Genomic DNA, 26,116 nt, shown 5'->3' with positions numbered 1-26,116 from the left:
TCGTATGGGTTGAGGGCGGGGAAACTCAGCCGCGGTGGCGCAGCAGGTCGTTGGTGACAGCCACGAGCTGCGCGGCGCGGTAGGGCTTGGGCATGAACACCGATTCGTTCACCGCCTCGGCGGCGGAGAGGCCGTCGCGGCCGCCGGAGGTGTAGACCACCGGCAGGCGCGGCAGGCTGCGCCGGGCGCTGCGGGCGAGCGCGATGCCGTTCGTGTTGCGGGCCAGATCGATATCGGTGAAGAGCAGGTCCACGTGCTCGCGCGACAGGATCGCCTCCGCCTCCTCCGCATCGGCGGCGGTCAGCACCCGGTAGCCTTCGTCGAGCAGCGCCTCGGCGGCCAGCTCGCAGACGAAGGACTCGTCCTCCACCACGAGGATCGTGTCGGCGTGGCGCGCCAGAGAGAACGGCGGCAGGGCAGCGGGGATGCAGGCGAAGGGGATCATGGCAGAACTCCAACTCACCCGTGCTCGGACAACAGCCGAGCTTGCGGATCGCCGGACCAACGGGGCCGTGAAGGGCCTCGTTCACCGTGATTGCTTCGATTTGCGCGCATTTGGTAACCGATCGGTTAACCTTGACGGTACGGTGCAGGAACTGTTTTCAGTCACGCCTGACGCGATGACACCCCTAAGCCCTTGTCGGATGAGCCTGTCTTTCGCCCCCGCACCCGCCTGCCGTTCGAAGAGCGCCTTAACGATCGTGCCGACCCCGTGACCCGACCCTGGCAGATCGGCTTCGGCGTCGTGCTCACGGCGCTCGCCGGATTCGTGGACGCGCTCGGCTTTATCCGGCTCGGCGGCCTCTACACCTCGCTCATGAGCGGGAACACGACGCAGCTCGCTGTCGCACTGGGCCATGGCGAGCCGCTCGGCGCCGTGCTGCCGGCGCTGCTGATCGGCGCCTTCCTCGTCGGCGCGGTCTCGGGGGGCGCTATCGCCGCCCTGTGCCCGCCGCGCTGGGTCACGCCCGCGGTGCTCGGCCTGGAAGCCGTCGCCCTGACGGCGGCGGTCGCCCTGGCGGCCGAGCACGCCCATGTCGGCGTGGCCTCGCTGTTCCTGGCGCTCGCCATGGGCGGGCAGAACGCGGTGCTCGCCCATGTTCAGGGCTTTCGTGCCGGCACCACCTTCGTCACCGGCGCGCTGTTCGCGTTCGGGCAGAAGGCGGCGCTGGCGCTCGCCGGCAGGGGACCGCGGCTGGGCTGGGTCGGCGACGGCTCGGTTTGGCTCTCGCTCCTGGTCGGGGCGGTTGCGGGCACGCTGGCCCATGCGCATCTCGGAATCGCGGCCCTGGCGATTCCCGCCGGCGTGGCGGCCGGGCTATGCCTTGCCGCGACCCTGTTCACTCTCGTGTACCGGCGCGCGCCGGTGACGCTGACCAAGATCTGAAGGAAGACCCCTCCGGCATGAGCGCCTCCGCTCCCTCCCTTACCGACCACGTCGCGGACATCGCGGCCGGTGCCCACGTCACCGCCGCCCACTGGCTCAAGGGGACATTGGCGCTGGCGCTGGCCGATGGCGGCGTGCTGCTGGCCCGCGACGGCGCGACCGAGACCGTGGCGGCTCATCCCGACAGCGGAATCCTCGTGGCGGCCAGCGACGGCGCCCGGCTCGTGAGCGGGGGCGACGATGGCCGCGTGGTCGCGACGGCGGCGGACGGCCGGTCGAGCGAGCTGGCGCAGGCCAAGGGCGGCGGCTGGATCGACGCGCTGGCGCTCCACGGCGACGGCTCGTTCGCCTTCGCCTCGGGCCGCGCGATCGTCGCCCGCGACGCCAAGGGCCGCGAAAAAACCCTCACGGCGCCCACCACCGGCCGCGGCCTCGCCTTCGCGCCGAAGGGCTACCGGCTGGCGGTAGCCCACTACAACGGCGTCAGCCTTTGGTACCCGAACCTCGAAACGCCGCCCGAATTCATCGAGTGGAAGGGCTCGCATCTCGACGTGACGTGGTCGCCCGACGGCCGCTTCGTCGTCTCGACCATGCAGGAGAACGCGCTGCACGGCTGGCGCCTCCAGCCCGACCGCGGCCACATGCGCATGTCGGGCTATCCCGCAAAGGTGCGTTCGCTCTCGTGGTCGTCGGACGGCAAGTGGCTCGCCACCAGCGGCGCCGAGGCCGCCATCGTCTGGCCGTTCGACTCGAAGGAGGGCCCCACCGGCAAGGCGCCACGGGAATGCGGCGTGCGGCCGGCGCGGGTCTCGCAGGTCGCCTTCCATCCGAAGGCGCCGGTCCTGGCGATCGGTTATGAGGATGGCTGCGTGCTGCTGGTGCGCTTCTCCGACGCCTCGGAGCTGCTGGTGCGCCCGGCGGTGAAGGGCAGCGCGATCTCGGCGCTCGCCTGGGACCCGGCCGGTGCCCGCCTCGCCTTCGGCTGCGCCGACGGGCAGGCCGGCCTGCTCACCCTGCCGGCCTGACGCCCGCGCCGTGGCCCTGTTGGGACGCGCTCCGAAGCCTGACGCCGCCGCCCGGCGTCGCGTTGAGGCGTGGCTGCGGAAGGCGGGCGGTTACGGCCCGGACACGGCGATGAGCGTGAGCGAGATCGTCTGCACCGATCCGGCCTGTCCCGGTACCGAGACCGTGGTCCTGCTGTTCCCGCCCGGCGAGAAGACGCGGGCGGTGAAGATCGCCGGGGCGCTCGACGCCCTCAGCGAGGCGGATGTGGCGGCCGCCCTCGGCCAAGATTGAACCGCGGCCCTCCCCGGCGCCGCGGATCGCCCTACAAACCGGGTTGCCCCCGCGAAGGAAGTTTTGATGTTCCGTGTGGTCCGAACGCTCGGCCTTGCTTTCGGACTGCTCGCGGCGGTCATCGCCGCGCAGGCGCCGGAATTCGCCCAGCAATACACCCAGCGCCTCGGCGGGGCCCTGGACGAGCTGCGCCGCGCCATCGCTTCCCTCGATGCCGACGCCCAGGCCACGGGCCGCAGCCGGGACGAGGCGCTGGCGCTGCTGCGGACCAACCCGGACGCCTTTATCGCCCGGCGCGGCGAATCGGCCCGGGCCGATGTCGAGCGGCTGAAGCGGCTGGAGGCGCAGAAGCTCGCCCTCGACACGGCGGCGAGCCCGCTCGGGCGCCTCAGCGTCATGGCCCGTGACCCCGACATGAGCATCGCCCGCGCCACCTATCGCGACTATCAGCCGGCGGTGCCGACCACGGCGGACGGCCTCGTCGCCGGCCTGCTCGGCTTCCTCGCCGCCTGGGGCGGCTGGCGCGTCACCAGCGATGTCGGGCGCCACCTCGCCCGGCGCCGGCGCCGCCCGCGGCCGCAAACCACGCCAGTTTGATGCAAATCCGGCACTGATACGGGGGCTGAGGTGTTGCAGCGCCTCTACAGCCCGGCCCCCCCGCCTGCACTAGGTGTAGGCTAAGCGCCCGCACTCCGCAGGGGCGCCGGATCCGGTCCTCCCTCGATCATGCCGCGTCCCCCGACCACGACCGTCGATCCCGCCCTCGACGCGGCGGCCCTGCTGCGCCGTATCGGTTTCTTCGGCCTGTTCGTGGTGCTGCCGGTGGCCGCGCAGGTCTCGCGCCGCGCTACCGTGGTGCTCGCACCCATCGCCGTCGTCCTGCTGATCACCGCGAGCGCCATCGACCAGCATCAGCGCGCCGTCGGTCCGGCCCTGAAGCGGCTGTTGACCGCGCCGTCCTTCCTGGCCGGCATGCTGGTGGTGTTCTGGTCGGGACTGTCGCTGGTCTGGACGCCGTTTCCCGGGCCCGCGAGCGAGCGGCTGGCCAACCTCGTCGCCATCGTGGTGATGACGCTTTTGGCCTATCTCGCGCTGCCTGACCGGATGCGCTCGGCCAACCTCTACCTGCTGCCGCTCGGCGTCGGCGCGGCGGCCATCGTCGCGATCCTGATCAACCTCGTCGGCGACGCGATGCTCAAGGACAACCCGGACGGCGACAGCGCCCTGGAGCGCGGCGCGGTGCTGCTGGCGCTGCTGGCTTGGCCCGCCGTGGCGTGGCTGCGCTCGCGCCGTCGCGACCTGGGCTCGCTCGTCGTGATCGTATTGGTCGCGGGCGCGCTGCTGCTCGCGCCGGGCGTGACCGCGCTGTTCGCGCTGGCCATCGGGGCACTCGTCTTTGCTCTGACGCATTGGCGCCTGTCGCTCGGCGTGCGCGTCACCGCGCTCACCGCCGCCGGCCTGCTCGTGGCCGCGCCGCTGCTGCCGTTCCTCGCGCGTCCGATCGGCATCGCCCTGTTCGGCCCCGTGGCGCCCGGCGTGCTGGCGCTCAAGGCGTGGCAGAAGGTCGTCACCCTGGAGCCGGTGCGCCTCGTGACCGGCCACGGCCTCGAGACGGCCCTGCGCGGAAAGATCTTCGGCATCCTGCCGATCAATGCGCCGACCACGATGCTGTTCGAATTCTGGTACGAACTGGGCATCGTCGGCGCCTTCGCTGCGGCCTTCGCCCTCTACGGCGCGATCCACCGCGCGGGCCGCGACGCCACGGTGCTGGCGCCCTGCGCCATGGCGGCCTTCGCGACCGCGTTTGCCATCGGCTGCGTCGGCGTCGGCCTCACCACGATCTGGTGGCTCACCACGCTCGCCCTGGCGATCCTCACCTTCGTGGCGATCGAGCGCGGGCAGTTCCGCTCCCGCCGGCCCAAGGTCGGGCTGATCCCGCGCCTGCCCGCGCGGGGCTGACGCCTCAGGCGTCCGACGGCTCGATCGCGTCGGCCGCCGCCTCGATGCCGGCCATGTCGTCGTCGGAGAGGCCGAAATGGTGGCCGATCTCGTGGACGAGCACGTGGGTCACGAGGTGGCCCAGCGTCTCGTCGTGCTCGGCCCAGTAATCGAGCAGCGGCCGGCGATAGAGCCAGACGGCGTTGGGCATCTGCCCCGTGGCGACCTCGCCCGCCTGCGCCAGCCCGATGCCGCGGAATAGGCCGAGCAGGTCGAACTCCGACTCGCACCCCATCTCGGTCAGGGTCTCGTCGTCGGGGAAATCGTCGATGTGGATGCGCACGCCCGCGCAGAGCGCCCGGAATTCCTCCGGCAGGGCGGCGAAGGCGGCCTCGGCCAGGGCCTCGATCTCGGCCAGACTCGGAGCCTTGATCTCGGCCCAGTGGCCCGCAGCCGTCTCACTCACGGCGCGGCGGGCTCGGGCGGGACGACCGGCAGCACGCAGCGCACGAGGAAGGCCGCCAGATCGCTGGTGATGTGGTCGATATGCGGCTCCTGCACCGCCTCCTGCTCGAACAGTTCGCGGAACGGATCGGGCGTCGGCGGCACCACCAGCACGGTCGCCATTCCGAGGTCGTGCGGCACCACGAGGTTGCGGGCGATGTCCTCGAACAGGGCCGAGCGCCGGGGATCGACCCCGTGGCGCAGAAGGAAGCGCTCGTAGGTGCCGCGGTCGGGCTTGGGGATGAAGTCGGCGTCGGCGATGTCGAACACGTCCTCGAAATGGTCGAGGATGCCGAGCTTGCCCGCGACCGATTCCGCGTGGCGGCGCGATCCGTTGGTGAGGATCAGCTTGCGGCCCGGCAGATGCTCGATCGCGGTTCCGAGCGCTTCGTCGAGCTTGATCGTCGAGTGGTCGATGTCGTGGGCGAAGTCGAGGAAGTCGTGCGGATCGACCCCTTCCTCCACCATCAGCGCCTTCAGGGTGGTGCCGTAGCGGTGGTAGAAATGCTTCTGCAGGGCGCGCGCCGAGATCGCGTCGAGCCCGTAGAGCCGCATGACGTAGAGCGTGATCCGCTCGTCCACCTGCGGCCAGACCCGCGCGTCGCTCGGGTAGAGCGTGTTGTCGAGATCGAACACCCAGGTATCGACGTGGGAGAACCCGCGGGCGTCGGAGGTGGTGAAGTGACTCTCGCCGGGAAGGAGCAAGGGGAGGGTGACGCTTGAAAGGAGAAACGGGACGGGGATGCCCCGTCCCGTATGTAGGGAGTTGAAAGCCGCTGGGAAGCGCTGCCGTCAGCTGCGCCGGATCAGAGTGCCCGCGCCGAAATCGGTGAACAGCTCGAGCAGCGCCGCGTGCGGGACCTTGCCGTTGAGGATGACCACCGCCTCGACGCCCTGTTCGAGGGCGTAGATGCAGGTCTCGACCTTCGGGATCATGCCGCCGGTGATGGTGCCGTCGGCGATCAGGCGGCGGCAATCCTCGACCGAGAGCTCCTGAATCAGGTTCTTGTCCTTGTCGAGCACGCCGGGCACGTCGGTGAGCAGCAACAGGCGCTTGGCCCGCAGCGCACCCGCGATGGCGCCGGCGAAGGTGTCGGCGTTGACGTTGTAGGTCTTGCCGTCCTCGCCATAGGCCACGGGGGCGAGGACCGGGATCAACTCGGCCTTCAGCACCGCATCGAGCACGCCGCGCTCGACATGCTCCGGCTCGCCGACGAGGCCGAGGTCGATCGCCTGCTCGATGTTGCTGTCGGGATCCTTGATCGTCCGCATCGCCCGCTTGGCGCGGACCATGTTGCCGTCCTTGCCGCACAGGCCGATCGCCCGGCCGCCCTCGGCGGCGATCCAGCCGACGATCTGCTTGTTGATCGAGCCGGCCAGAACCATCTCGACCACCTCGACGGTGGCCTCGTCGGTGACGCGCAACCCGCCGCGGAACTCCGATTCGATGCCGAGCCGGGCCAGCATCTTGCCGATCTGCGGCCCGCCGCCATGCACGACGATCGGCTTCAGGCCGGATTGTTCGAGCAGCACGATATCTTCGGCGAAGTCCTCCGCCGCCGCCGGGTCGCCCATGGCGTGGCCGCCATACTTGATGACGACGATTTCCTGATCGTAGCGCTGCATGTGCGGCAGCGCTTGGGTCAGGATCTCGGCGCGCACATGCACGTTCGGCAGCGGATCGGTCATCGCGGTCGTCCTGGCTCTCTCTCGAGTCGGAGGCGGATTCGGCAGGCTTCTAGCGCAGGCTTTGTGCAGAGCGAAGAGTCCGCGAACTCGCGATCCCGCGATGGGTGCCATGCGAAGAGCGTTGTCAGGCCATCCGACCGGCGCCGGCCCGTCGGATCCCGGCGGCCACCCCACGGGACGATTCTCTAGCGACGCTTCGTGTCACCTTTGAAACGCCGCTTGGCCGATCGCGGGATCGAGGGTCGGAGACGGTGAAACTCAAGTCTGGCGGGCAAAACCCGGATGCCTGTGGTCGTTCAGCTCTATCCAGTTCTTCATCTCAGCTGATTTCAGCGGGATGCTTAAACGGCGGTTAACCATCGCGATCAATCATGCCCTGGTTGAACGAAGGGGGCCGACCATGCTGAGTGCCGATCTGGCGATGCCGCGTCCGAGTCTGACGCATCCCGGTTTGCTTGCCCGCATCGTCGAGCGTCTCGGCCAGGGCGCGGGCTCGTCCGCCGATATCTGGCGCCAGCTCACAGACAACTACGCGGTCGATCTCGACGCCGTGGCCGCGCTCCTGCCCTGCGCCGAACCCGAGCCGCTCTGGCTCACGGCCCGCGCCCAGGCGCGCAAGCGCTGAGTCCGCAAGCGCCGATTTTCTTCAGCCGATCACCCGCAGGCTGTCGCCCGTCCGCAGCACGCCGCCGGCCAGAACCTCGGCGTAGACGCCGCAATCGGTGTGGCCGACACCCTGCATCAGGGTCCTCGGGATCGACAGATCACGCTGGCCGGTCTGCGGATCGACATTGGTGGCCGCGCAGCGCTCGGTTCGGCTCGTGATCTTTAGCCGGACGTCGCCCGCTTCCAGCACCCGGCCGACCATGTCGAGTTCGGCCCAAGGCTCCAGCCCGTCGAGATAGAGGTTGCCGCGGAAGCGCAGGGGATCGACCGGGGCGCCCGCGAGATCCTCGGTTGCCGCCACGCTCGCACGGTTGATGAGCGAGACGTAGCCTGTGCGCGAATCGGTGAAGCGGTAGCCGGGCGGCGCCGTCAGCACCCGCGGCGCGCCGCGCAGTTCCTGCGGCAGGAAGCCCTTCATGAACTCGGCGAGCGCTTCGCGCCCCTCCGCCGTGCTCAGATCCGCGTCCACCGCCTGCACCCCGTTCTCCTCGACCGTCAGGCGATGCGTGGCGTCGTCGAACCGGGTGCGCAGCCGGGCCAGCGCCTCGTTACGCATCAACATCAGGTAGGCGATCTTCGGCAGGTGGCGCGGCACGGTCTCGTTGAAGCCGGAAGGGCCGTTCTCGATGGCGTAGAGCCGGTCGCCGGGAAAGTAGCCGCTCGTTTCCAGCTCGGCCGTCTCCAAGGCCTCGGGCGAGAGGCCTTTGACCGGATAGCGGTAGAGGGCGGCGATGCGGAGGGCAGGGCTCTGGTTCATTCCCACTCGCTAAGGCCGGACGCGCCCGATTTGCAACCGGACCGGTGGAGCCCTGCGCCGTCTACGGAGAATTCCGCATGGTCCGACGCTGCGGTCTCGGTCAGCCTGCCGCTTTGCGTCAGGAGGATGAGGACAGATGGCCGAGGTCACCGCGCTCTACAGATATCCGGTCAAGGGCCTCTCGGCCGAGCCGCTTCCGGCGCTGACGCTGGCTCGCGCGTCCGGCCTCGCCTTCGACCGCGAATACGCCCTCGCGCTCGGCACGACGGCCTTCGACCCGCAGAACCCGGAGCCGCTCGATAAGGGCTACTTCCTGATGCTGCGCAGCAACGAGGTGCTGGCGGCGCTCGCGACGCGGTTCGATCCCGAGACCGGGCAGCTCACGATCACCCGCGACGGCGCGACGATGCTCAGCGAGGATCTGACCCGGCCTGAGGGCCGCGAGGCGGTCGAGCGCTTCTTCGAGTCCTATGTCGGCCCGGCGGCCAAGGGGCGGCCGCGCCTCGTGCGAGCGGCCGACCACAAGTTCACCGACGGCAGCGTGATCTCGCCGGCCTTCATGCGGGCGGTCTCGCTCATCAACCTCGCCTCGGTGCGCGCCCTGGAAGAGCGGACGGGCGGCGCGATCCACCCCTTGCGCTTCCGCGCCAACATCTACGTCGATGGGCTGGAGCCGTGGGCGGAGATGGATTGGGTCGGCCGGGAGGTGACCGTCGGGGGCTTGCGTCTGCGGGGGCTCGCCCGCACGCCGCGCTGCGCTGCCGTCGACGTGAATCCGGAGACGGCCCGGCGCGACACAAACCTGCCGAAGGCGCTGAAACGCCATTTCGACCATGTCGATCTCGGCATCTACCTCGAAGTGCTCAGCGACGGCGCCGTGGCGGTCGGCGACCGGCTTAACGTGATGCCGCAAGCCGAAGACGCCGCCTGAACGGCCACGCATCGGCCGCGCAAGCTTGGTCCGAATGCCCGCCTGGGATGCGTTTTGGGCGCCCTCTCCCTCTTGTGTCACGTATACGCAACACCAGATCATCCCTACCGGCGGCTCACAATAAAGCGCCGGTGTCCCGGTGGGGCTCACCCCGCGGGACAACGCATCGGAGGCTCCGTGCCGCGCAAGCGGGCGGACGATCTTCGATCCGGGGAAGGGCAACACGCATGAATTTCGAAAAGTACACCGAGCGCGCCCGTGGCTTCGTCCAGGCTGCTCAGAATCTCGCCGTCCGCGAGGGCAACCCGCAGCTCGCGCCCGGCCATCTCCTCAAGGTCCTGCTCGACGATCCCGAAGGGCTCTGCGCCGGTCTCATCGACCGGGCCGGCGGCCAGTCGCGGGTCGCGCATGCGCAGGTCGAGCAATGGCTCGCCAAGCAGCCGAAGGTCTCGGGCAATGCCGCGCAGCCGCAGGCGACGCGCGAACTCGTGCGCCTGTTCGACACCGCCGAGCAGGCCGCCGAGAAGGCGGGTGATTCTTACGTCACCGTCGAGCGCCTGCTGCTGGCCTTCGCCGTCGAGAAGGAGGGGGAGGCCGGCCGCATCCTGACGGCGGCGGGCGTCACCGCGGCCTCGCTCAACGCGGCGATCAACGCGCTGCGCAAGGGCCGCACCGCCGACAACGCCTCGGCCGAGAACGCCTACGACGCGCTGAAGAAATACGCCCGCGACCTCACCGAGGCGGCCCGCGAGGGCAAGCTCGACCCGGTGATCGGCCGCGACGAGGAGATCCGCCGCACGATCCAGGTGCTGTCGCGGCGCACCAAGAACAATCCCGTGCTGATCGGCGAGCCCGGCGTCGGCAAGACCGCCATCGTCGAGGGGCTGGCCCTGCGCATCGTCAACGGCGACGTGCCGGAATCCCTCAAGGAGAAGAGCCTGCTCGCCCTCGACATGGGTGCGCTGATCGCCGGCGCGAAATATCGCGGCGAGTTCGAGGAGCGGCTGAAGGGCGTGCTCTCCGAGGTGACCGCCGCGGAAGGCCAGATCATCCTGTTCATCGACGAGATGCACACGCTCGTCGGCGCCGGAAAGGCGGATGGGGCGATGGACGCCTCGAACCTGCTGAAACCCGCGCTGGCCCGCGGTGAGCTGCACTGCGTCGGCGCGACCACGCTCGACGAGTACCGCAAGCATGTCGAGAAGGACGCCGCGCTCGCCCGCCGCTTCCAGCCGGTCTTCGTGTCCGAGCCCACGGTCGAGGACACGGTCTCGATCCTGCGCGGCATCAAGGAGAAGTACGAGCAGCACCACGGCGTGCGCATCCAGGACAGCGCGCTCGTCGCGGCGGCGACCCTGTCGAACCGCTACATCACCGACCGCTTCCTGCCCGACAAGGCGATCGACCTCGTCGACGAGGCCGGCTCGCGCCTGCGCATGCAGGTCGATTCGAAGCCGGAAGAACTCGACAACGTCGATCGTGAGATCGTGCGGCTGAAGATCGAGGGCGAGGCGCTGAAGAAGGAGACGGATTCCGCCTCCCGCGATCGGCTCCAGCGCCTGGAGAAGGAACTGGCCGACCTCGAGGAGCAGTCCGCGACCATCACGGCGCGCTGGAAGGCCGAGAAGGACAAGCTGGGTGCCGCCGCCGAGCTGAAGAAGAAGCTCGACGAGGCCCGCAACGAACTCGCCTCGGCGCAGCGCCAGGGCCAGTACCAGCGCGCGGGCGAGCTCGCCTATGGCGTGATCCCCGGCCTGGAGAAGCAGCTCTCCGAGATCGAGGCCGCGGCCGAGAGCGCAGTCGCCCGCGATGGCATGGTCGAGGAGGCGGTGACGCCGGCCCATATCGCGGGCGTCGTCTCCCGCTGGACCGGCGTGCCGGTGGACAAGATGCTGGAAGGCGAGCGCGAAAAGCTGCTCGCGATGGAGGAGGCGCTCGCCAAGCGCGTCGTCGGCCAGCGCGAGGCGGTGGAAGCGGTCTCGACCGCGGTCCGCCGGGCGCGGGCCGGCCTGCAGGACCCAAACCGGCCGATCGGCTCGTTCATGTTCCTCGGGCCGACGGGCGTCGGCAAGACCGAGCTGACCAAGGCGCTGGCCGGCTTCCTGTTCGACGACGACACCGCGCTCGTGCGCATCGACATGTCCGAGTACATGGAGAAGCACGCGGTCGCCCGCCTGATCGGCGCGCCTCCCGGCTATGTCGGCTACGAGGAGGGCGGCGCACTGACCGAGGCCGTGCGGCGCCGGCCCTATCAGGTCGTGCTGTTCGACGAGGTCGAGAAGGCGCATCCGGACGTGTTCAACGTCCTGCTGCAGGTGCTCGACGACGGGCGCCTGACGGATGGGCAGGGCCGCACGGTCGACTTCCGCAACACGCTGCTCATCATGACCTCGAACCTCGGCTCGGAGTATCTGGTGAACCAGCCGGCCGGCCAGGACACCGACGTGGTGCGCGACGAGGTGATGGGGGTGGTGCGTGGCCACTTCCGGCCCGAATTCCTGAACCGGGTGGACGAGATCATCCTGTTCCACCGCCTCGCGCGTTCGGAGATGGGGGCGATCGTCGATATCCAGCTCGGGCGTCTCGCCAAGCTCCTGGAAGATCGCAAGATCACCCTCGACGTGGACGGCGAGGCCCGCACCTGGCTCGCCGACAAGGGCTACGATCCGGCCTACGGCGCGCGGCCGCTGAAGCGGGTGATCCAGAAGAACGTGCAGGATCCGCTCGCCGAAGCGATCCTCTCGGGAGTGATCCACGACGGCGAGACGGTGCCGGTGCGCGTCGGCCCGGCCGGGCTGATGATCGGCGACGTCGCCGCCGAGCGCCGGCCGGCGGGCGTGCTGCTGAACTGATCCGATGAACGAAAGGCCCCGGCGTGGGAGACCGCGCCGGGGCCGCCTTCGGTCGCGGCCGCCCCGGAGCGATTCGGAGCGGCCGCGTCAACGCGCCGCGAAGCGACGCGCGCGGCTTCGGCCGGTTGCCCTTAGCCTCGGTCCGTCCTCGTCTTGCGTTGCAGCGATTTCCCATCGACAACGAGCGGATGACTGCCGAGACGATCACCTACGCCATCGGCGATATCCACGGCTGCGCCGACCTGCTCGACCGCCTGCTGGAACGCATCGAGGCCCATGCGGGGACCCGCGCGAAGAAGCTGGTCTTCCTCGGCGACTACATCGATCGCGGCCCCGACAGTGCGCGGGTGATCGAGACCCTGCGCCGCCTGCAATGGCGCGAGCCGGAGGACGTGGTCTGCCTGATGGGCAACCACGAGGAGATGCTGCTGAAGAGCCTGCGCGAGCCCGGCGCCCTCGACCATTGGGTCTATAACGGCGGCGCCGAGACGCTCACCTCGTTCGGCGTTTCGGGGCCGGAAGAGCTGCCCGGCGAGATGCTCGACTGGATCGAGGCCCTGCCGACCCTGCACGAGGATACGCAGCGCTGGTACGTCCATGCCGGCTTTCGTCCCGAGGGGGAGGTGCCGGACCCCGATCCCCACAACCGGCTCTGGATCCGCGAGCCGTTCCTCTCCGAGGATTATGATTTCGGCCGCCACATCGTCCACGGCCACACTCCGCAGACCCGCGGCGGGCCGGATTGCCGCCGCTTCCGCACCAATCTCGACACGGGTGCCGTGTTCGGCAACGCGCTGACCGCGGGCGTCTTTTCGCAGGCGCAGGGCCCGGCGCTGGAATTCCTGCGCGTGTCGGCTGGTTGAGTCAGGCACCCTCGATTTCTGTGAGCGCTGAGGTTTCGTCACCGGACCGGCTTGAACCCGGCCTCGGCTCCCTCTCTAACAGGGCCTAACCGCGGCCGTTCGCGCCGCGGATGAGGAGCCGACGCCGATGGATTCGCCCCCAGAGCCCCGCACGCGGACCGAGGAGCGGGCCATGGCCCGCCTCGCACTCCGCTTCACCGATTGGGCGGAGAAGTGGTTTCCCGACGCCTTCGTGTTCGTGGCCATCGCCGTCGTCATCGTGGCATCCGCCGCGCTCATCAACGGCGCGCCGGTCCAGGCGGTGTCGAAGAGCTTCGGCGACGGATTCTGGAGCCTGATCCCCTTCACCATGCAGATGGTCTTCGTCACCATCGGCGGCTACGTGGTGGCGACCTCCGCCCCAGTGCAAGCCTTGATCGACCGGATGGCGCTGGTGCCGAAGACCGGCCGCGGCGCCATCGGATACGTTGCGCTCGCCACCATGCTCTCCTCGCTCTTGAGCTGGGGCCTGAGCCTGATCTTCGGTGGCCTGCTCGCCCGCGCGCTGGCCCGGCGCACGGAATTACGGATGGATTACCGCGCCGCCGGTGCCGCCGCCTATCTCGGCCTCGGCGCGACCTGGGCGATGGGCCTGTCCTCGTCCGCGGCGCAGCTTCAGGCCAACCCGAAAAGCCTGCCGCCGGGCCTGCTGCCGATCACCGGCGTGATCCCGTTCAGCGAGACGATCTTCCTGTGGCAGTCGATCCTGATCGCCGCGATCCTCGTGGTGATGTCGGCGCTGATCGCGCTCGCCTCCGCGCCGGGCCGCGAGACCGCGGTGACGGCGCAGGATCTCGGCGTCGATGTCTCCAAGCAGGAGGACAGCGTCGCCCCGCCCAAGCAGCCCGGCGAGTGGCTGGAGCACGCGCCCGTCCTGACGATCCTCATCGGCCTGCTGGCGGCGGGTTGGCTGATCCAGGAATTCGCGCGCCAGGATTGGATGGTCGCGATCTCCAACCTCAACACCTACAACTTCCTGTTCCTGATGGTCGGCTTTGTGCTGCACTGGCGGCCCAAGCGTTTCCTGGCCGCGCTCTCCAAGGCGGTCCCGGCCACCGCCGGTATCCTGATCCAGTTCCCGTTCTACGCCGCCATCGCCGCGATCCTGACGGGCGCCAAGAATGCCGCCGGCCACAGCCTCTCGGACGTCATCGCCCACGCCTTCGTGGCGATGAACACGCAAGGCTCATTCCCGCTCGCCATGGGTGTCTACTCGGCGCTGCTGGGCTTCTTCATCCCCTCGGGCGGCGGCAAGTGGCTGCTGGAAGCGCCCTACGTGATGCAGGCGGCCAACGAGCTGAAGGTGCATCTCGGCTGGGCGGTGCAGGTTTACAATGCGGCCGAGGCGCTGCCGAACCTCATCAACCCGTTCTTCATGCTGCCGCTGCTCGGCATCCTCGGCCTGAAGGCCCGCGATATCGTCGGCTTCAGCTTCCTCCAGCTCATCGTCCACCTGCCGGTGGTGCTGTTCCTGCTCTGGGCGCTCGCCTTCACGCTGGAATATCACCCGCCGGTCCTGCCGGGGTGATGCGCGCGTCTTCTATTTTCGCATCGTCTTTTTCCGAAAGCCGGCGGCCGGCTTTCGGGAGGATGCTCTGAGGGCGGCCCTGCGGCGGGCCGCCCACCACGATGACGCCGGCATCCATCAGCCCGCCTGCCTCGTCGCCGCCGGTGGGAAGAATCGTGAAGCTGACGGGGCGCAGGGGACCGCTGTCATGGCCGGTGCTCTTCTCCGACCAGAGGCTCGTGGCGAGGGGTGAGAAGGTCTCGGCCGGGAGGGCTTCGTCGAGCCCCGCCGCGCGCGCCTTCTCGGTGACGCGCCCGAGGAAATCCTTCGCCCGCACGCCGAGCCGCATGGGCAGGCCGTCGCGCTGGGCCGACCAGACGGTGAAGATGAGGCAATGCCGGTCGTCGGAATCGCGCCCCCAGGAGGCGACGTAGCGCGGGGACAACAGCTCGACCGCCTTCTCGCGGTCGGGCGCGCGACGGGGAAGCTGAGCGATCGCCTCCCGCGAGGCGGGCCGCGTCGTAAGCCCTTCGAACGGGGTGCGGCCGTGGCGGATATAGCCGAGGCAATCCTCGAAGATCAGCCGCATCACCAGCGGCTCGTTCTCCTCGATTTCCGCGGCGCGGGCCGGGAATGCCGCGAGGCAGGCGGCGAGCAGGAGCCAGGATCGGAGCATGCCGGTCCTCCTTCGGTTTCCACCGGGGCGCGGCCTCAGCGCCGTGCGGGCACCAGCACCGCGATCGCCGCAAGCAGCCAGCCGGCCATCAGCACCACGCCGCCGCTGGGCGCTGCCATCGGAAAGAGCGGTGTGCCCGTCAACGCGCGGAGAGCAAGATCGCCCGAGAACAGCGCGAGGCCGATGAGCAGCGCCGCCGCCGCGAGGCGGGCGAGTCCGCCGCGGACGAAGCCGGTCGCGGCAAGGCCCGTGAGGGCCAGCACGGCGGGAGCATGGAACAGCAGGAATTGCGCCGCGGTCTTCAGCGTCTCGCCGCCGCTGGTATGGGCTGCGGCGGCACTCGCCGCGACGCCGAGCCCGCCGGCCAGCGCCGCCAGGGCAGCGAGGACGCGGTCGAGGCCGGTCACGCGCCGCGTTCCTGCAGCAGCCGGGCGATGCTGGCGCGCAGTTCCGCCACGCCGCGGTCGTCGCGGCTCGAGGTCAGCAGCACTTCGGGATAGGCCGCCGGGCGCTTGGCCAAAGCGGCATGGATGCCGGCGATGCGCTTGTCGATCTCGGCCTTCTTCAGCGCGTCGCCCTTGGTCAGCACGATCTGATAGGAGACCGCCGCCTTGTCGAGCCCGTCGAGCAGATCGGTGTCGATCTCCTTGAGGCCGTGCCGCGAATCGATCAGCAGGTAGACGCGGGCGAGGTTCGACCGGCCCTTGAGATAGGCGTGGATCAGCTTGGTCCAGGCCTCGACCTTGGCCTTCTCCACCGCGGCGTAGCCGTAGCCCGGCATGTCGACGAGGGTCAGGCGCTCGCCGATCCGGAAGAAGTTGAGCTGCTGGGTGCGCCCCGGCGTGTGCGAGGTCCGCGCGAGCGTGTTGCGCCCTGTCAGGGCGTTGACGAGGCTCGACTTGCCGACGTTGGAGCGGCCGGCAAAGGCAATCTCGACGCCCTCCATCGGCGGCAACGCCCCGAGGGCCGGGGCGGCGGTGGCGAAGTCCGCGCTGCCGGCAAACAGCAGCCGGCCGGCTTCGAGCAGTTCGGGCGAGGGGGCGTCTGTGGGGTCGTCGGTCATGAGGCTGCGCGCTTCTTCCCCCCTAGCGGGCCAGGGGAGGGATGGGGGATGCCGGCCGATGCGCGGCGGCGCATTCGCACGGCTGCCGGCTTCTTCCCCGCTCGAGCATCGTCCCGAAAGGTGGTGGCCGGCTTTCGGAAGGAGATGATGCAAAACAAGAGTTGAGGGCATCGTCCCGGATCAGGCGTCCGGGACGATGCCCTCGTGCGGGGCCGGCGCTCGGCGGTCGAGCGTCAGCCTTCGATATCAGCCCTTGGCGGCGGCGCTCTTGTTGCCGCGTTTGAACATGCCCTTGAGGTTGTCCCACAACTCCACCTTCACGCCGTTGCGGCGCATGATGACGTATTGCTGGATCACCGAGAGGGTGTTGTTCCAGGCCCAGTAGATCACGAGGCCGGCGGGGAACGAGCCGAGCATGAAGGTGAACACGATCGGCATGAAGGCGAAGACCTGCGCCTGGACCGGGTCCGGCGGCGCGGGGTTCATCTTCATCTGGATGAACATCGTGATGCCCATGATGATCGGCCACACGCCCAGATGGATCGGGATGTACTCGGGCGGCGTGAACGGAAGCAGGCCGAACAGGTTGACGATGCTCGTCGGATCGGGCGCGGCGAGGTCCTGAATCCAACCGAAGAACGGCGCGTGCCGCATCTCGATGGTGATGAACAGCACCTTGTAGAGCGCGAAGAAGACCGGGATCTGAATCAGCACCGGCCAGCAGCCGGCGACCGGATTGATCTTCTCCTTCTTGTACAGCTCCATCATTGCCTGCTGCTGCTTCACCCGGTCGTCCTTGTAGCGCTCCCGGATGGAGGTCATCTCCGGCTGCACGGCCTTCATCTTGGCCATGGAGACGTAGGAGCGGTTGGCGATCGGCAGGAAGAACAGCTTCAGGATCAGCGTCACGAGCAGGATCGAGACACCGAAATTGCCCAGCAGGTGGAAGAAGAAGTCGAGCGCCCGGAACATCGGCTTGGTCAGGAACCAGAACCAGCCCCAGTCGATCATCAGATCGAATTGCTTGATGCCGAACTCGCGCTCGTAGGCGTTGATCTGGTTGACCTCCTTGGCGCCCGCGAACAAGCGCTGCGTCGTCACGGACGACGCGTTCGGCGCCAGGGTGACAGCGTCGCCGCGCACGGAGGTCTGGTAGATCTTGGTCGCGCCGTCGGTGCGCTCGGTGAAGGCGCCGGTGAAGGGCTTGTCCTGCTCCGGGATCGCGGCGGCGGCCCAGTACTTGTCGGTGATGCCGACCCAGCCGCCGGTCACGTTCGTCCAGGCCTTGCCCTGCGTGGCGGCTCCGCCATAGGCCGGCTCCTTGCCGACCTTGTCGTAGGTGTATTCCTGCAGGCCGTCGCCGCCGAGCACGCCGATCAGGCCTTCGTGCAGGACGTAATAGCCCTGGGTCTGCGGCTTACCCCAGCGCGAGACGAGGCTGTAGGGATAGAGCGTCACCGGGTTGGCCGAGGTGTTCTCCACCTCGTCGCGCACCGTGAACATGAACTTGTCGTCCACGGCGACGATGCGCTTGAAGACGAGGCCCTGGCCGTTGTCCCAGGTCAGCGTTAGCGGCCGGCCGGGCGCCAGCAGATCGCCGTCCGCCTTCCAGAGCGTGTCGGCGTTGGGCAGCGGACCCGCATTGGCGCCGACCCAGCCGAACTCGGCGTAATACGGGTTGGCGGTGCCCGTGGGCGAGAGCAGCACGATGCGCGGGCTCTCGTCGCTGACGGTCTCGTGGTAGTTCTTCAGGCTCACATCGTCGATGCGGGCGCCCTTGAGGCCGATCGAGCCGTAGAGGGCCGGCGTGTCGATGCGGACGCGCGCGGAACGGGCCAGCGCGTCCTCGCGGGAGACGGGCCCCTGCGCCGCGGCGCCCGGCAGGGTGCCGGGCGCGGGGGCGTTGGGGCTGCCCTCGCGCGGACTCGGCGACGGGATGCCGTCGGCCGTCTGCGGCACGCCCGTCTGTGCGGTCTGGCTCTGCGCCGCCTGTCGCTGCCGCTCGCTGGCCGGCCCGGTGACGAAGTAATGCCAGCCAAGCAGGACCACCAGCGACAAGGCGATGGCGACGAACATGTTCGTCTTGTCGTTACCCATCGGTCGATCCGTCAGGCGCTTTCGATGTGGGGGGGAAGGGCGGAGTGCCGCCAGCCGACGCACCGCGCCCGGAGCGGGACCCGCCGCGTCGCGGTGGGGTCGGCCGGGCGGAGTCGCTGGAACGCGGCGTGGCCGGGCGCGTCACCGAATGGAGCGCGCGGCGCAAATCCGCGACGAGGCTGTCGAACGGGGCGTCGAGGGCAGGGCGCCGGGCGATCACCACGACATCCGCTCCGATCGCAGGCGCATCCGCCGCCACGGCGGCGACGGCGCTGCGCAGGCGTCGCCGTATCCGGTTGCGTTCGGTCGCATGCCCTACGCGCTTGGTGATGGTGAAGCCGAGGAAGAGGCCCTCGGCGGTCGCGCCGTCGCGCGTCTCGCCCGGATCGCGCAGGCGCCCTTGGGCGCTCATGCGGTCCGTATGAAAACGCCGGCCCTGGGCGGCTGCCAGGAAGTCCGGGCGCCGCCGGAGACGTCCGATCGTCGGGCACGGGCGCTCCGATCCCGATTCGCGGGCTCGTGTTGCAAAAGGCGGCGTCGCGCGAAGGGCGGCGCCGCGGGACGTATCAGGCCGAGAGGCGCTTGCGGCCGTGCGCGCGGCGGGCCGCGATGACCTTGCGGCCGCCGGCGGTAGCCATGCGGGCGCGGAAGCCGTGGCGGCGCTTCCGAACGAGCTTGCTGGGCTGATAGGTTCTCTTCATGGTCGGTCTCCGGCGGCCGAGGTATCGGCCCGGCGGCGCTGCCGATGAGCGCGCGGACCGTGCGTAAGCCTCGAAATGGGATCTGCAAACGCGAAGGGCGCCCGGAACGGGGCGCCGCTTCGCAATGGCGCGGCTTATGGCGGAGGGGGCGCTGCAAGTCAATGACGAGGCCCAACTCATGACTTCCCCGCCCGCCGGTGCGCCGCTTCAAGCGATTCCGCGACCGATGCGGCGGGTGGCGGTGGCTATCGGACCGCTCTGTTGCGATCGCGCGAGTCCCGGCTTGGGGTCTTCACGGACCTGTGCCGATGATTCCCGCTGCGACGGCCGGGCCCTTAACGGAGCGTTAACCTTTCCGTTCTACAAAGAGGCACATCCAGATTGTCTGGATCCTGATTGGGATCTCTTTCCAGTCTGCTTGATGCCTCCCTGTAAGACTCACGAAAGCCGCTCCTCCTGGGGCGGCTTCTTTTTTTGTCTCTCTCCGTACGCCGAGTGCCGCGCTTCGGGCCTCGTGCCGGCTAGCGCCGTTAACGTTAAAAAGACGTGAACCTCCTTTCGGCTCGCGTTCGGCGCTACACTTGCCCCACTGGCCGCATTCGCACCGGCATCGTCCCGATCCGGGGCAAATGGTTCGCTGGCGGTACAGGAGGCAGGATGACCGAGTTCGACGTGACGTTCCGGGACGATCGCGAGTGGGTGAGCTTCGGCCAGTCCTACGTGACCTCGGAAGGCTTCAAGACCCTGTTCCGCGAGGGCATGCTGCTGGTCGAGGAGACGGCGGCCTATCTCGACGGGGAAGGGCGCTCCGAATCGCGGTTGATCTCCCGCGATGCCACGCTCGCCTATGCCAGCGAGAGCATGCGCCTCACGACCCGGCTGATGCAGATCGCCTCATGGCTGCTGGTGCAGCGCGCCGTCTCCGAGGGTGAGATCTCGCTGGTTCAGGCGCAGGAGGAGAAGACCCGCGTCAAGCTCGCCGAGCCGGAGCGCGCCCTGCCCGAGGCCGGCGATACCTTCACCACCCTGCCGCTGCGGCTTCAGGATCTCGTGCGCCGTTCGCGCCGGCTTCACTCGCGCATCCTCCACCTCGATGCGCTCATCAGCGAGGATCGCCCCGCTCCGGTGCCGCGGGAAAGCCCGGTGACCGCGCAGTTCGGCCGTCTGCGCGCCGCGTTCGGCGGAGAGTAATTTCGGCTGTCCTTGCCTCGATCCGGCCCGCATTCCGGGCTGGATCCGGAGCGCGCGACACGCTCGCTTGGCGCGCCCCGTGTGGGTCCCGCGGGCTGACGCCCCGGCCCGGATCGTCCTGCTAAATTGCCTTGCCGTTCGGCTCGCGACAGAGGCGCAGGCTGACGGCCGCGCGCCGTTGCCCGATCGTGCCGATGCGGTTCAGCCTGCCGCCCGATCCGCAGAGGCCGCACGTGCGGGCTTTGCCGTTAGATCGTCCGCGCAAACGAAAACGGCGCCGCGAGCGGCGCCGTCTGGTCGATTCGGGCTCGCGCCCAAATCCAACAATCACTTCTTGCCGAAGCCGAGGCCGCCGAAGCGCGAGTTGAAGCGCGAGACGCGCCCGCCGCGATCGAGCATCTTCTGCTCGCCGCCGGTCCAGGCCGGGTGCGTGGACGGGTCGATGTCCAGGTTGAGGACGTCGCCTTCCTTGCCGTAGGTCGAGCGGGTCTTGTAGTCGGAGCCATCGGTCATCACGACCTTGATGAAGTGGTAGTCGGGGTGCTCGGTCCCCTTGGCCTTGCCGGCCTCGTTCTTTGCCATGACGAATTCCTGAGGTAGCACGCCGACCAGCCCCGCCACTCAGGGGAGGAGCCAGGGGCAAAACATCGCGCGCATTCCGATGAAGGCGCGCCTATACCTCAGCCTCGGACGAGGAACAAGAGAGCGCGGGCGCATCGGCGGTTTTCCGCAAAACGATGACAGGGATATCGGCCGCGATCCGCCTGCCGGTCCGGCACGAACTGGAAATCCGGGCGGTCGCTGCGTATGCGATGGTCCCAGGCAAAGACGACACGACAGAAACGGCACGGAACGGGACGAAACGATGTCGAGGAATGATGGCCCGCAAGCGTGATGCGTCGTCCGGCGCAGGTGACGATCCGCAGGCGGCTCTCCGGGGGCGGGCTCCGCTCGGAGCTCTCAAGCCACTGATTCCCTTCGCCAGCCGCTACCGGGGCCGCATCCTCGCGGCGCTGATCTCGTTGATCGCGGCGTCGGGCGCGACGCTCGTCGTGCCGATCGCGATTCGCCGGGTGATCGACCACGGCTTCTCGCCGGAGGGGCAGGCCCTCATCAATTCCTACTTCCTGGCGCTGCTCGTGGTGGTGGCGGTGCTCGCGGTGTCGAGTGCGGGCCGCTACTATTCGGTGGTGACGCTGGGCGAGCGCGTCGTCGCGGATCTGCGCTCGGCCGTGTTCGCGCGCCTGACAAGCCTCGACCCGACCTTCTTCGACAAGTCGCAATCCGGCGAGATCGTCTCGCGGCTCACGGCGGACGCCACGCAGGTCAAGGCGGTGTTCGGGGTCTCGATCTCGATCCTGCTGCGCAACCTGTTCCTGTTCGTCGGCGCCGTGGTGATGATGGTCTGGACGAGCCCCGGCCTGTCGATCCTCGTGCTCGCCGCGATTCCGCTCATCGTGTTTCCGCTGATCCTGTCGGGCCGCGGTGTGCGGCGGCGCTCGCGCGCGGCGCAGGACCGGCTCGCCGACGCCTCGGCCTACGCCGCGGAAGCGGTCGGGGCGGTCCGTACCATGCAGGCCTTCGGCATGGGCCGCGCCACCGCCGAGCGCTTCGCGCAAGCTTCGGAGAATGCCTACCGGGCGGCGCGGGTCTCGATCACGGCCCGCGCCCTGCTCACCGGCGTGGCGATCTTCCTGATCTCGGCCTCGGTCGTCGGCGTGATGTGGTACGGCGCCAAGGGCGTGCTCGCGGGCACCACCAGCGCCGGCCAGCTCTCGCAATTCGTGCTCTACGCCGTGTTCGGCGCCAGCGCGCTGGGCCAGCTCTCCGAGGTCTACGGCGAACTCGCCCAGGCCGCGGGCGCCGCCGAGCGGCTCGGCGAGATCCTGGCCGCCGAGCCGGCGATCAAGTCCCCCGAGCACCCGGTCGCGCTGCCGAGCCCGGCCCGCGGCGCAGTCGCGTTCGAGGCGGTGCGGTTCCGCTACCCGACCCGGCCCGAACACGCGGCGCTGGACGGCATCTCCTTCACCGCGGCGCCCGGCGAGCGCATCGCCCTCGTCGGCCCCTCAGGGGCCGGCAAGACCACGGTGCTGCAATTGCTGCTGCGCTTCTACGACCCTGATGAGGGGCGCGTGACGATCGACGGCGTGCCGCTGCCGCAGGCCGATCTCGACGCCCTGCGGGCCCGCCTCTCCCTGGTGCCGCAGGACCCGGTGGTGTTCTCCGGCACGGTTCTGGAGAACATCCGCTACGGGCGCCCCGGCGCCAGCGAGGCGGAGGTCGAGGAGGCGGCGCGCCTCGCCAACGCCGATGGCTTCGTCCGTGCCCTGCCGCAGGGCTACGCGACAATGCTCGGCGAGCGCGGCACCACGCTCTCGGGCGGGCAGCGCCAGCGCATCGCCATCGCCCGCGCCATCCTGAAGGATGCGCCGGTCCTTCTCCTCGACGAGGCGACCTCGGCGCTCGATGCCGAGAGCGAGCGCGCAGTGCAGAACGCCCTCGACCGACTGATGCAAGGCCGCACCACGCTGGTGATCGCCCACCGGCTCGCGACCATCCGCGCGGCCGACCGCATCCTCGTCTTCGACGGCGGCAAGATCGTCGAGGAGGGCACGCACGAAAGCCTGCTCGCCCGCGGCGCCCTCTACGCGCAGCTCGCGAGCCTGCAATTCGCCGACAGCTTCGATGACAGCGCCCGGGCGCGCGACCCGCGCCCGAAACACGCCGCGGAATAGAGCATCCTCCCGAAAGGCGGTTTCCGGCTTTCGGATCAACGGGTGCTTTGACAGTGCCTCACAAAACTCCCGATCACCGATCGTCTCCGTTCTGGGCATGACGGCGCAGCGGAACTTTTGTGAGAGACACTAACGCACACGAAGGCGATCGATGGTTCTCACCCGCTTCCCCCGTGTCGCGCTCACCGACGGGCCGACGCCGATCCGCTCCCTCGACCGTCTCTCGACCCATCTCGGGCCCGAGCTGAACGGCGTCCGCCTGTTCGTGAAGCGCGACGACATCGGCCCGGTGGGTTTGGGCGGCAACAAGCTGCGCAAGCTCGAATTCCTGCTCGGTCAGGCGCTGGCGGAGCGGGCCGACACGGTGATCACCGTCGGTGCGCTGCAATCGAACCACGCCCGGCTCACCGCCGCCTCCGCCGCGCGGATGGGGCTCGCCTGCGAATTGTTCCTCACCCGCAGCGTCCCGCGGGAGGACGCCGACTACACGGCCAACGGCAACCGGCTGTTGCAGGATCTGTTCGGCGCCCATGTGCACCTGCTGCCCGGCGAGGCGGATGCGCTGGCGCAGGCCGAGGCGCGGGCCGAGGAATTGAGGGCGGAGGGGCGGCGCGTCCACGTCTTCCCCTCCGGCGGGTCGAGCCCGCTCGGCTGTCTCGGCTACGCAGCGTGCGCCGCCGAGATCCTGGAGCAGGCGGCCAATCTCGGCCTCGCCTTCGCCCGCATCGTCGTGCCTAACGGCAGCTCCGGCACCCATGCGGGGCTCGCCGCCGGCCTCGCCGCCGCCGGCCGCGACCCGCAGCTGGCCCAATCCTACACGGTGCTCGCCCCCGAGCCCGAGGCGGCGGCCGCGACGCTGGCCAGGGCCCGCGACACCCTCGCGCTGATCGATGGCAGCCAGACGCTCGCCGATGACGCCATTCTCGTGGACGGCGCCCATCGCGGGCCGGGCTACGGCATCCCGACCGAGGGCATGCGCGAGGCGGTGCGGTTGATGGCTCGCACGGAAGGACTGCTGCTCGACCCCGTCTACAGCGGCAAGGCGTTCGCCGGGCTGCTCCACGACGTGCGCGCCGGCCGGTACGAGCGCGGCGCGGCGGTGCTGTTCGTGATGACCGGCGGCGTGCCGGGGCTGTTCGCCTATCGGAGCGAGTTTTAGCCCCCTGACCCCTCTCCCGCAGGGGGAGGGGAAGAGATGTCACCGCTCCGTCAGCTTCATCTCGATCCGGCGATTTCGGGAATAGGCCTCCTCGCTCGTCCCCGAATCGAGCGGCTGGAACTCGCCGAAGGCGCCGGCCAGGAGGCGCTGCGGCGGGAGGCCCTTGCTCCGCAGATACTGCACCACCGCGATGGCGCGCGACGCCGACAGCGCCCAGTTCGAGGGGAACTGGGCCGACTGGATCGGGCGCGCATCGGTGTGACCATCCACGCGCAGCACCCAGGGGATGTCGGCGGGGATCTCCCGCGCGATATCGAGGATCGCCCCGGCGATCCGGTCGAGTTCCGGCCCGGCCTCGGGCTTCAGCGCGGCAGAGCCCGCCGCGAACAGAACCTCGGATTGCAGCACGAAGCGGTCGCCGACAATGCGGACATCCGTGCGGCTGCCGATGACCTGACGCAGCCGCCCGAAGAAGTCGGAGCGGTAGCGGGCGAGTTCCTGCACCCGCTGGGCGAGCGCCACGTTGAGGCGGCTGCCGAGTTCGGCGATGCGGGCTTGGCTCTCCCGGTCGCGGGATTCGGAGGCCGCCAGCGCGTCTTCGAGCGCTGCGAGCTGTCGGCGCAGGGCGCGGATCTGCTCGTTCAGAAGCTCGACCTGATTCTGGGCCCGCTGCGTCGCGCCGCGCTCGGCCGCGAGCTGGGCATCGACGTCGGCGCTCTTGCCCTGGGCCGCCTCGCTGGCATCGGTGAGCGCCCGGAGCCGGTCGCGCTCGGCTTCCGTGGCGGTCAGGGTGTTGCGCAGGCCGGAGGCCGCCTCTTCCTGGGCACGGCGGCTGGAGCGCTCCAGCGCCAGCAGGTCGGTGAGGTCGGCGATCTGCCGGTTGAGGCGGGTCAGGACCGCGTCACGCCCGGTCAACTCCTGCGAGAGGAAGAACTGCCCCACCACGAAGACGGTGAGCAGGAAGACGACGGCCAGCAGGAGTGTAGCGAGCGCGTCGACATAGCCTGGCCAGACGTTCAGGCTGCGCTGCGAGCGGGCACGGGCGGAGGCCATTTAGGAGCCGACCTTCTCGCGCGCCAGCCGTTCGAGCACCTGCTTCAGCTCCCGCTCGCGGGCCGCCTGGGCCTCGACCCAGTCGCGGATCATCTGCTGCTCGGCGCGCATGTGCTGCACGAGCCCCTGGATGCCCTCGGCGAGGTTGGTCATGGCCTGGGTCGCGCCCCGGCCCCCGGCGCCCTCGGCGATGACGCCGCTCAGGCGGTCCACCGCCGCCTGCAGCTCGCGGGCGATGGCGGGGTCGTGCTCCGGCGCCGGGCGCGCCGCGACGGTAGTCGTGGCGACTGCCTGCTCCTCGCCGGAGACGAGCCAATCCTCCAGCTCGTTGTGGAATCGCGAATGGGCCTGACCCGTCTGAAGGTCGAGGAAGCCGACGATCAAAGAGGAGGCGAGGCCGAACAGCGAGGCGGAGAAGGCGAGGCCGATGCCCGAGAGCGGCACGGCGAGCCCGCTCTTGAGTTCATCGAACATCACCGCCGCGTCGCCGCCGCCGCGCATGCCGCCGATCACCGAGCCCACCGCCGAAAGCGTCTCGATCAGGCCCCAGAACGTGCCGAGCAGGCCGAGCAGGATCAGGATGCCGGCGATGTAGCGCAGGATCTCGCGGCCCTCGTCGAGCCGCACGGCGGTGGTGTCGAGATGCGCGCGGGTGCTCGACAGCGTCATCCCATCGCGCCGGGCCGCGATGGCGGGCAGCAGCGGCGCGAGCAGGGCCGGCCGGTCCTTCGGGTTCTGCCCGGCGGCGACCGCGTTGACGTAGCGCACCTCGCGAAACAGCCGCGTTACCTGCCCGAAGGCAAGCAGCACCGCGATCAGCAGCACGCCGAGGATCAGCCCGTTCAGGCCCGGATTGGCAAGGAAGGCTGGGGTGATCTGCTTGTAGAGGACGAAGGCGAGGAAGCCCGCGAGCGCCAGGAACACCAGCATCCGCACCAGCGTCATGCCGGCCTTGGCGAGGGGAGGCGTGTCGAGGGACGCGGAACGGGCCGCCATCGGGTCCATACTCGTG

Annotated in this window: 27 protein-coding genes; 13 read left to right on the top strand and 14 right to left on the bottom strand. The window is 69.5% G+C overall.

Going from position 1 to position 26,116, the window contains the following annotated elements; translation table 11 throughout:
• Nucleotides 1-25 precede the first annotated feature (25 nt).
• The gene (locus tag M2437_RS21470; RefSeq protein ID WP_003599175.1) at nucleotides 26-445 is read right to left on the bottom strand and encodes a response regulator; all 420 of its coding nucleotides are present in this window, start codon (nucleotides 443-445) and stop codon (nucleotides 26-28) included.
• A gap of 267 nt (nucleotides 446-712) precedes the next feature.
• Here M2437_RS21470 and M2437_RS21465 point away from each other — a divergent pair, with 267 nt between their 5' ends.
• The 5 genes from M2437_RS21465 to M2437_RS21445 all read left to right on the top strand — a co-directional run bounded on the left by M2437_RS21465 (nucleotide 713) and on the right by M2437_RS21445 (nucleotide 4,642).
• Nucleotides 713-1,387, top strand: a complete 675-nt coding sequence (locus M2437_RS21465; protein ID WP_015822797.1) for a YoaK family protein — start codon at nucleotides 713-715, stop codon at nucleotides 1,385-1,387.
• A 17-nt stretch (nucleotides 1,388-1,404) separates the two neighbouring features.
• A complete protein-coding gene (locus M2437_RS21460) occupies nucleotides 1,405-2,412 on the top strand; it encodes a WD40 repeat domain-containing protein (protein ID WP_056119789.1) in 1,008 nt (335 codons plus the stop codon).
• Between the two features lie 10 nt (nucleotides 2,413-2,422).
• Nucleotides 2,423-2,683 (top strand): hypothetical protein, encoded by a 261-nt coding sequence (locus M2437_RS21455; RefSeq protein ID WP_253388635.1) that lies wholly within the window; start codon nucleotides 2,423-2,425, stop codon nucleotides 2,681-2,683.
• Between the two features lie 66 nt (nucleotides 2,684-2,749).
• Nucleotides 2,750-3,280 (top strand): DUF2937 family protein, encoded by a 531-nt coding sequence (locus M2437_RS21450; protein WP_012253775.1) that lies wholly within the window; start codon nucleotides 2,750-2,752, stop codon nucleotides 3,278-3,280.
• Nucleotides 3,281-3,409: 129 nt separating this feature from the next.
• Nucleotides 3,410-4,642 (top strand): hypothetical protein, encoded by a 1,233-nt coding sequence (locus M2437_RS21445; RefSeq protein ID WP_012752828.1) that lies wholly within the window; start codon nucleotides 3,410-3,412, stop codon nucleotides 4,640-4,642.
• Nucleotides 4,643-4,646: 4 nt separating this feature from the next.
• Here the strand turns inward: M2437_RS21445 and M2437_RS21440 are convergent, their stop codons facing one another.
• From M2437_RS21440 to argB, 3 genes are all read right to left on the bottom strand, one after another.
• Nucleotides 4,647-5,087, bottom strand: coding sequence for a metallopeptidase family protein (locus tag M2437_RS21440; RefSeq protein ID WP_253388634.1), 441 nt, complete (start codon nucleotides 5,085-5,087; stop codon nucleotides 4,647-4,649).
• Entirely contained in the window at nucleotides 5,084-5,830 is a 747-nt protein-coding gene (locus M2437_RS21435) for a pyrimidine 5'-nucleotidase (protein ID WP_003605285.1), read from the bottom strand. Before M2437_RS21435 ends, M2437_RS21440 begins: the two co-directional genes overlap by 4 nt.
• Nucleotides 5,831-5,917: 87 nt before the next feature.
• Nucleotides 5,918-6,814, bottom strand: a complete 897-nt coding sequence (argB, locus tag M2437_RS21430; RefSeq protein WP_003605284.1) for an acetylglutamate kinase — start codon at nucleotides 6,812-6,814, stop codon at nucleotides 5,918-5,920.
• Nucleotides 6,815-7,214: 400 nt separating this feature from the next.
• Between argB and M2437_RS21425 the strand changes: the two genes are divergently transcribed.
• Complete coding sequence (locus tag M2437_RS21425; RefSeq protein WP_012253778.1) at nucleotides 7,215-7,439, top strand: hypothetical protein; 225 nt, start codon at nucleotides 7,215-7,217, stop codon at nucleotides 7,437-7,439.
• Between the two features lie 21 nt (nucleotides 7,440-7,460).
• On the opposite strand, the gene M2437_RS21420 is transcribed toward M2437_RS21425, so the two are convergent.
• Nucleotides 7,461-8,237: an MOSC domain-containing protein gene (locus tag M2437_RS21420; protein WP_253388633.1), complete on the bottom strand. Its 777-nt coding sequence runs from the start codon at nucleotides 8,235-8,237 to the stop codon at nucleotides 7,461-7,463.
• A gap of 136 nt (nucleotides 8,238-8,373) precedes the next feature.
• Here M2437_RS21420 and M2437_RS21415 point away from each other — a divergent pair, with 136 nt between their 5' ends.
• From M2437_RS21415 to M2437_RS21400, 4 genes are all read left to right on the top strand, one after another.
• Entirely contained in the window at nucleotides 8,374-9,168 is a 795-nt protein-coding gene (locus tag M2437_RS21415) for an MOSC domain-containing protein (RefSeq protein WP_056119774.1), read from the top strand.
• A gap of 227 nt (nucleotides 9,169-9,395) precedes the next feature.
• A complete protein-coding gene (clpB, locus tag M2437_RS21410) occupies nucleotides 9,396-12,020 on the top strand; it encodes an ATP-dependent chaperone ClpB (RefSeq protein WP_253388632.1) in 2,625 nt (874 codons plus the stop codon).
• A 188-nt stretch (nucleotides 12,021-12,208) separates the two neighbouring features.
• A complete protein-coding gene (locus M2437_RS21405; RefSeq protein ID WP_253388631.1) occupies nucleotides 12,209-12,883 on the top strand; it encodes a metallophosphoesterase family protein in 675 nt (224 codons plus the stop codon).
• 127 nt (nucleotides 12,884-13,010) lie between these two features.
• Nucleotides 13,011-14,450: a short-chain fatty acid transporter gene (locus tag M2437_RS21400; protein ID WP_238508126.1), complete on the top strand. Its 1,440-nt coding sequence runs from the start codon at nucleotides 13,011-13,013 to the stop codon at nucleotides 14,448-14,450.
• Here the strand turns inward: M2437_RS21400 and M2437_RS21395 are convergent.
• The 6 genes from M2437_RS21395 to rpmH form a co-directional block, all read right to left on the bottom strand.
• Entirely contained in the window at nucleotides 14,413-15,105 is a 693-nt protein-coding gene (locus tag M2437_RS21395) for a hypothetical protein (protein ID WP_253388630.1), read from the bottom strand. The two genes, M2437_RS21400 and M2437_RS21395, sit on opposite strands and share 38 nt — an antisense overlap.
• 35 nt (nucleotides 15,106-15,140) lie before the next feature.
• On the bottom strand, nucleotides 15,141-15,512 hold the full coding sequence (locus M2437_RS21390; RefSeq protein WP_253388629.1) for a DUF423 domain-containing protein: 372 nt from the start codon (nucleotides 15,510-15,512) through the stop codon (nucleotides 15,141-15,143).
• Nucleotides 15,509-16,168, bottom strand: coding sequence for a ribosome biogenesis GTP-binding protein YihA/YsxC (yihA, locus tag M2437_RS21385; RefSeq protein WP_253388628.1), 660 nt, complete (start codon nucleotides 16,166-16,168; stop codon nucleotides 15,509-15,511). The genes M2437_RS21390 and yihA overlap by 4 nt, the downstream gene beginning before the upstream one ends.
• 246 nt (nucleotides 16,169-16,414) lie before the next feature.
• On the bottom strand, nucleotides 16,415-18,265 hold the full coding sequence (gene yidC / locus M2437_RS21380; RefSeq protein WP_253388627.1) for a membrane protein insertase YidC: 1,851 nt from the start codon (nucleotides 18,263-18,265) through the stop codon (nucleotides 16,415-16,417).
• Entirely contained in the window at nucleotides 18,258-18,716 is a 459-nt protein-coding gene (gene rnpA, locus M2437_RS21375) for a ribonuclease P protein component (protein ID WP_301293171.1), read from the bottom strand. The genes yidC and rnpA overlap by 8 nt, the downstream gene beginning before the upstream one ends.
• Before the next feature lie 115 nt (nucleotides 18,717-18,831).
• Entirely contained in the window at nucleotides 18,832-18,966 is a 135-nt protein-coding gene (gene rpmH, locus M2437_RS21370; RefSeq protein WP_012253788.1) for a 50S ribosomal protein L34, read from the bottom strand.
• 657 nt (nucleotides 18,967-19,623) lie between these two features.
• Here rpmH and rcdA point away from each other — a divergent pair.
• Nucleotides 19,624-20,157, top strand: a complete 534-nt coding sequence (gene rcdA / locus M2437_RS21365) for a protease adaptor protein RcdA (RefSeq protein ID WP_253388625.1) — start codon at nucleotides 19,624-19,626, stop codon at nucleotides 20,155-20,157.
• A 327-nt stretch (nucleotides 20,158-20,484) separates the two neighbouring features.
• Here the strand turns inward: rcdA and rpmE are convergent, their stop codons facing one another.
• On the bottom strand, nucleotides 20,485-20,739 hold the full coding sequence (gene rpmE, locus M2437_RS21360) for a 50S ribosomal protein L31 (protein ID WP_003602933.1): 255 nt from the start codon (nucleotides 20,737-20,739) through the stop codon (nucleotides 20,485-20,487).
• Nucleotides 20,740-21,035: 296 nt separating this feature from the next.
• Here rpmE and M2437_RS21355 point away from each other — a divergent pair, with 296 nt between their 5' ends.
• Both M2437_RS21355 and M2437_RS21350 read left to right on the top strand, forming a co-directional pair.
• Nucleotides 21,036-22,892 (top strand): ABC transporter transmembrane domain-containing protein, encoded by a 1,857-nt coding sequence (locus M2437_RS21355; protein ID WP_003602932.1) that lies wholly within the window; start codon nucleotides 21,036-21,038, stop codon nucleotides 22,890-22,892.
• 151 nt (nucleotides 22,893-23,043) lie between these two features.
• Nucleotides 23,044-24,051 carry a D-cysteine desulfhydrase family protein gene (locus M2437_RS21350; protein ID WP_253388624.1) on the top strand — a complete coding sequence of 336 codons (1,008 nt, stop codon included), beginning with the start codon at nucleotides 23,044-23,046 and terminating at the stop codon, nucleotides 24,049-24,051.
• Nucleotides 24,052-24,090: 39 nt separating this feature from the next.
• On the opposite strand, the gene M2437_RS21345 is transcribed toward M2437_RS21350, so the two are convergent.
• Nucleotides 24,091-25,104: a peptidoglycan -binding protein gene (locus M2437_RS21345; RefSeq protein WP_003602930.1), complete on the bottom strand. Its 1,014-nt coding sequence runs from the start codon at nucleotides 25,102-25,104 to the stop codon at nucleotides 24,091-24,093.
• The gene (locus tag M2437_RS21340) at nucleotides 25,105-26,100 is read right to left on the bottom strand and encodes a MotA/TolQ/ExbB proton channel family protein (protein ID WP_253388623.1); all 996 of its coding nucleotides are present in this window, start codon (nucleotides 26,098-26,100) and stop codon (nucleotides 25,105-25,107) included. It abuts the gene before it with no gap.
• Nucleotides 26,101-26,116 lie beyond the last annotated feature (16 nt).

Source organism: Methylorubrum pseudosasae (genome assembly GCF_029504475.1).
Taxonomy (GTDB): Bacteria; Pseudomonadota; Alphaproteobacteria; order Rhizobiales; family Beijerinckiaceae; genus Methylobacterium; species Methylobacterium extorquens.
The sequence above is the reverse complement of the archived record's forward strand: the minus strand, read 5'-3'. Positions and strand labels throughout refer to the sequence as shown.

Coding starts and splice junctions, on each gene's coding strand:
- M2437_RS21445 (WP_012752828.1), top strand. CDS start 3,410: ATGCCGCGTCCCCCGACCACGACCGTCGATCCCGCCCTCGACGCGGCG.
- M2437_RS21425 (WP_012253778.1), top strand. CDS start 7,215: ATGCTGAGTGCCGATCTGGCGATGCCGCGTCCGAGTCTGACGCATCCC.
- M2437_RS21415 (WP_056119774.1), top strand. CDS start 8,374: ATGGCCGAGGTCACCGCGCTCTACAGATATCCGGTCAAGGGCCTCTCG.
- M2437_RS21355 (WP_003602932.1), top strand. CDS start 21,036: ATGGCCCGCAAGCGTGATGCGTCGTCCGGCGCAGGTGACGATCCGCAG.
- argB (WP_003605284.1), bottom strand. CDS start 6,814: ATGACCGATCCGCTGCCGAACGTGCATGTGCGCGCCGAGATCCTGACC.
- M2437_RS21450 (WP_012253775.1), top strand. CDS start 2,750: ATGTTCCGTGTGGTCCGAACGCTCGGCCTTGCTTTCGGACTGCTCGCG.
- clpB (WP_253388632.1), top strand. CDS start 9,396: ATGAATTTCGAAAAGTACACCGAGCGCGCCCGTGGCTTCGTCCAGGCT.
- rpmH (WP_012253788.1), bottom strand. CDS start 18,966: ATGAAGAGAACCTATCAGCCCAGCAAGCTCGTTCGGAAGCGCCGCCAC.
- yihA (WP_253388628.1), bottom strand. CDS start 16,168: ATGACCGACGACCCCACAGACGCCCCCTCGCCCGAACTGCTCGAAGCC.
- M2437_RS21400 (WP_238508126.1), top strand. CDS start 13,011: ATGGATTCGCCCCCAGAGCCCCGCACGCGGACCGAGGAGCGGGCCATG.
- M2437_RS21470 (WP_003599175.1), bottom strand. CDS start 445: ATGATCCCCTTCGCCTGCATCCCCGCTGCCCTGCCGCCGTTCTCTCTG.
- M2437_RS21395 (WP_253388630.1), bottom strand. CDS start 15,105: ATGCTCCGATCCTGGCTCCTGCTCGCCGCCTGCCTCGCGGCATTCCCG.
- yidC (WP_253388627.1), bottom strand. CDS start 18,265: ATGGGTAACGACAAGACGAACATGTTCGTCGCCATCGCCTTGTCGCTG.
- rcdA (WP_253388625.1), top strand. CDS start 19,624: ATGACCGAGTTCGACGTGACGTTCCGGGACGATCGCGAGTGGGTGAGC.
- rpmE (WP_003602933.1), bottom strand. CDS start 20,739: ATGGCAAAGAACGAGGCCGGCAAGGCCAAGGGGACCGAGCACCCCGAC.
- M2437_RS21460 (WP_056119789.1), top strand. CDS start 1,405: ATGAGCGCCTCCGCTCCCTCCCTTACCGACCACGTCGCGGACATCGCG.
- M2437_RS21345 (WP_003602930.1), bottom strand. CDS start 25,104: ATGGCCTCCGCCCGTGCCCGCTCGCAGCGCAGCCTGAACGTCTGGCCA.
- M2437_RS21420 (WP_253388633.1), bottom strand. CDS start 8,237: ATGAACCAGAGCCCTGCCCTCCGCATCGCCGCCCTCTACCGCTATCCG.
- M2437_RS21405 (WP_253388631.1), top strand. CDS start 12,209: ATGACTGCCGAGACGATCACCTACGCCATCGGCGATATCCACGGCTGC.
- M2437_RS21350 (WP_253388624.1), top strand. CDS start 23,044: ATGGTTCTCACCCGCTTCCCCCGTGTCGCGCTCACCGACGGGCCGACG.
- M2437_RS21340 (WP_253388623.1), bottom strand. CDS start 26,100: ATGGCGGCCCGTTCCGCGTCCCTCGACACGCCTCCCCTCGCCAAGGCC.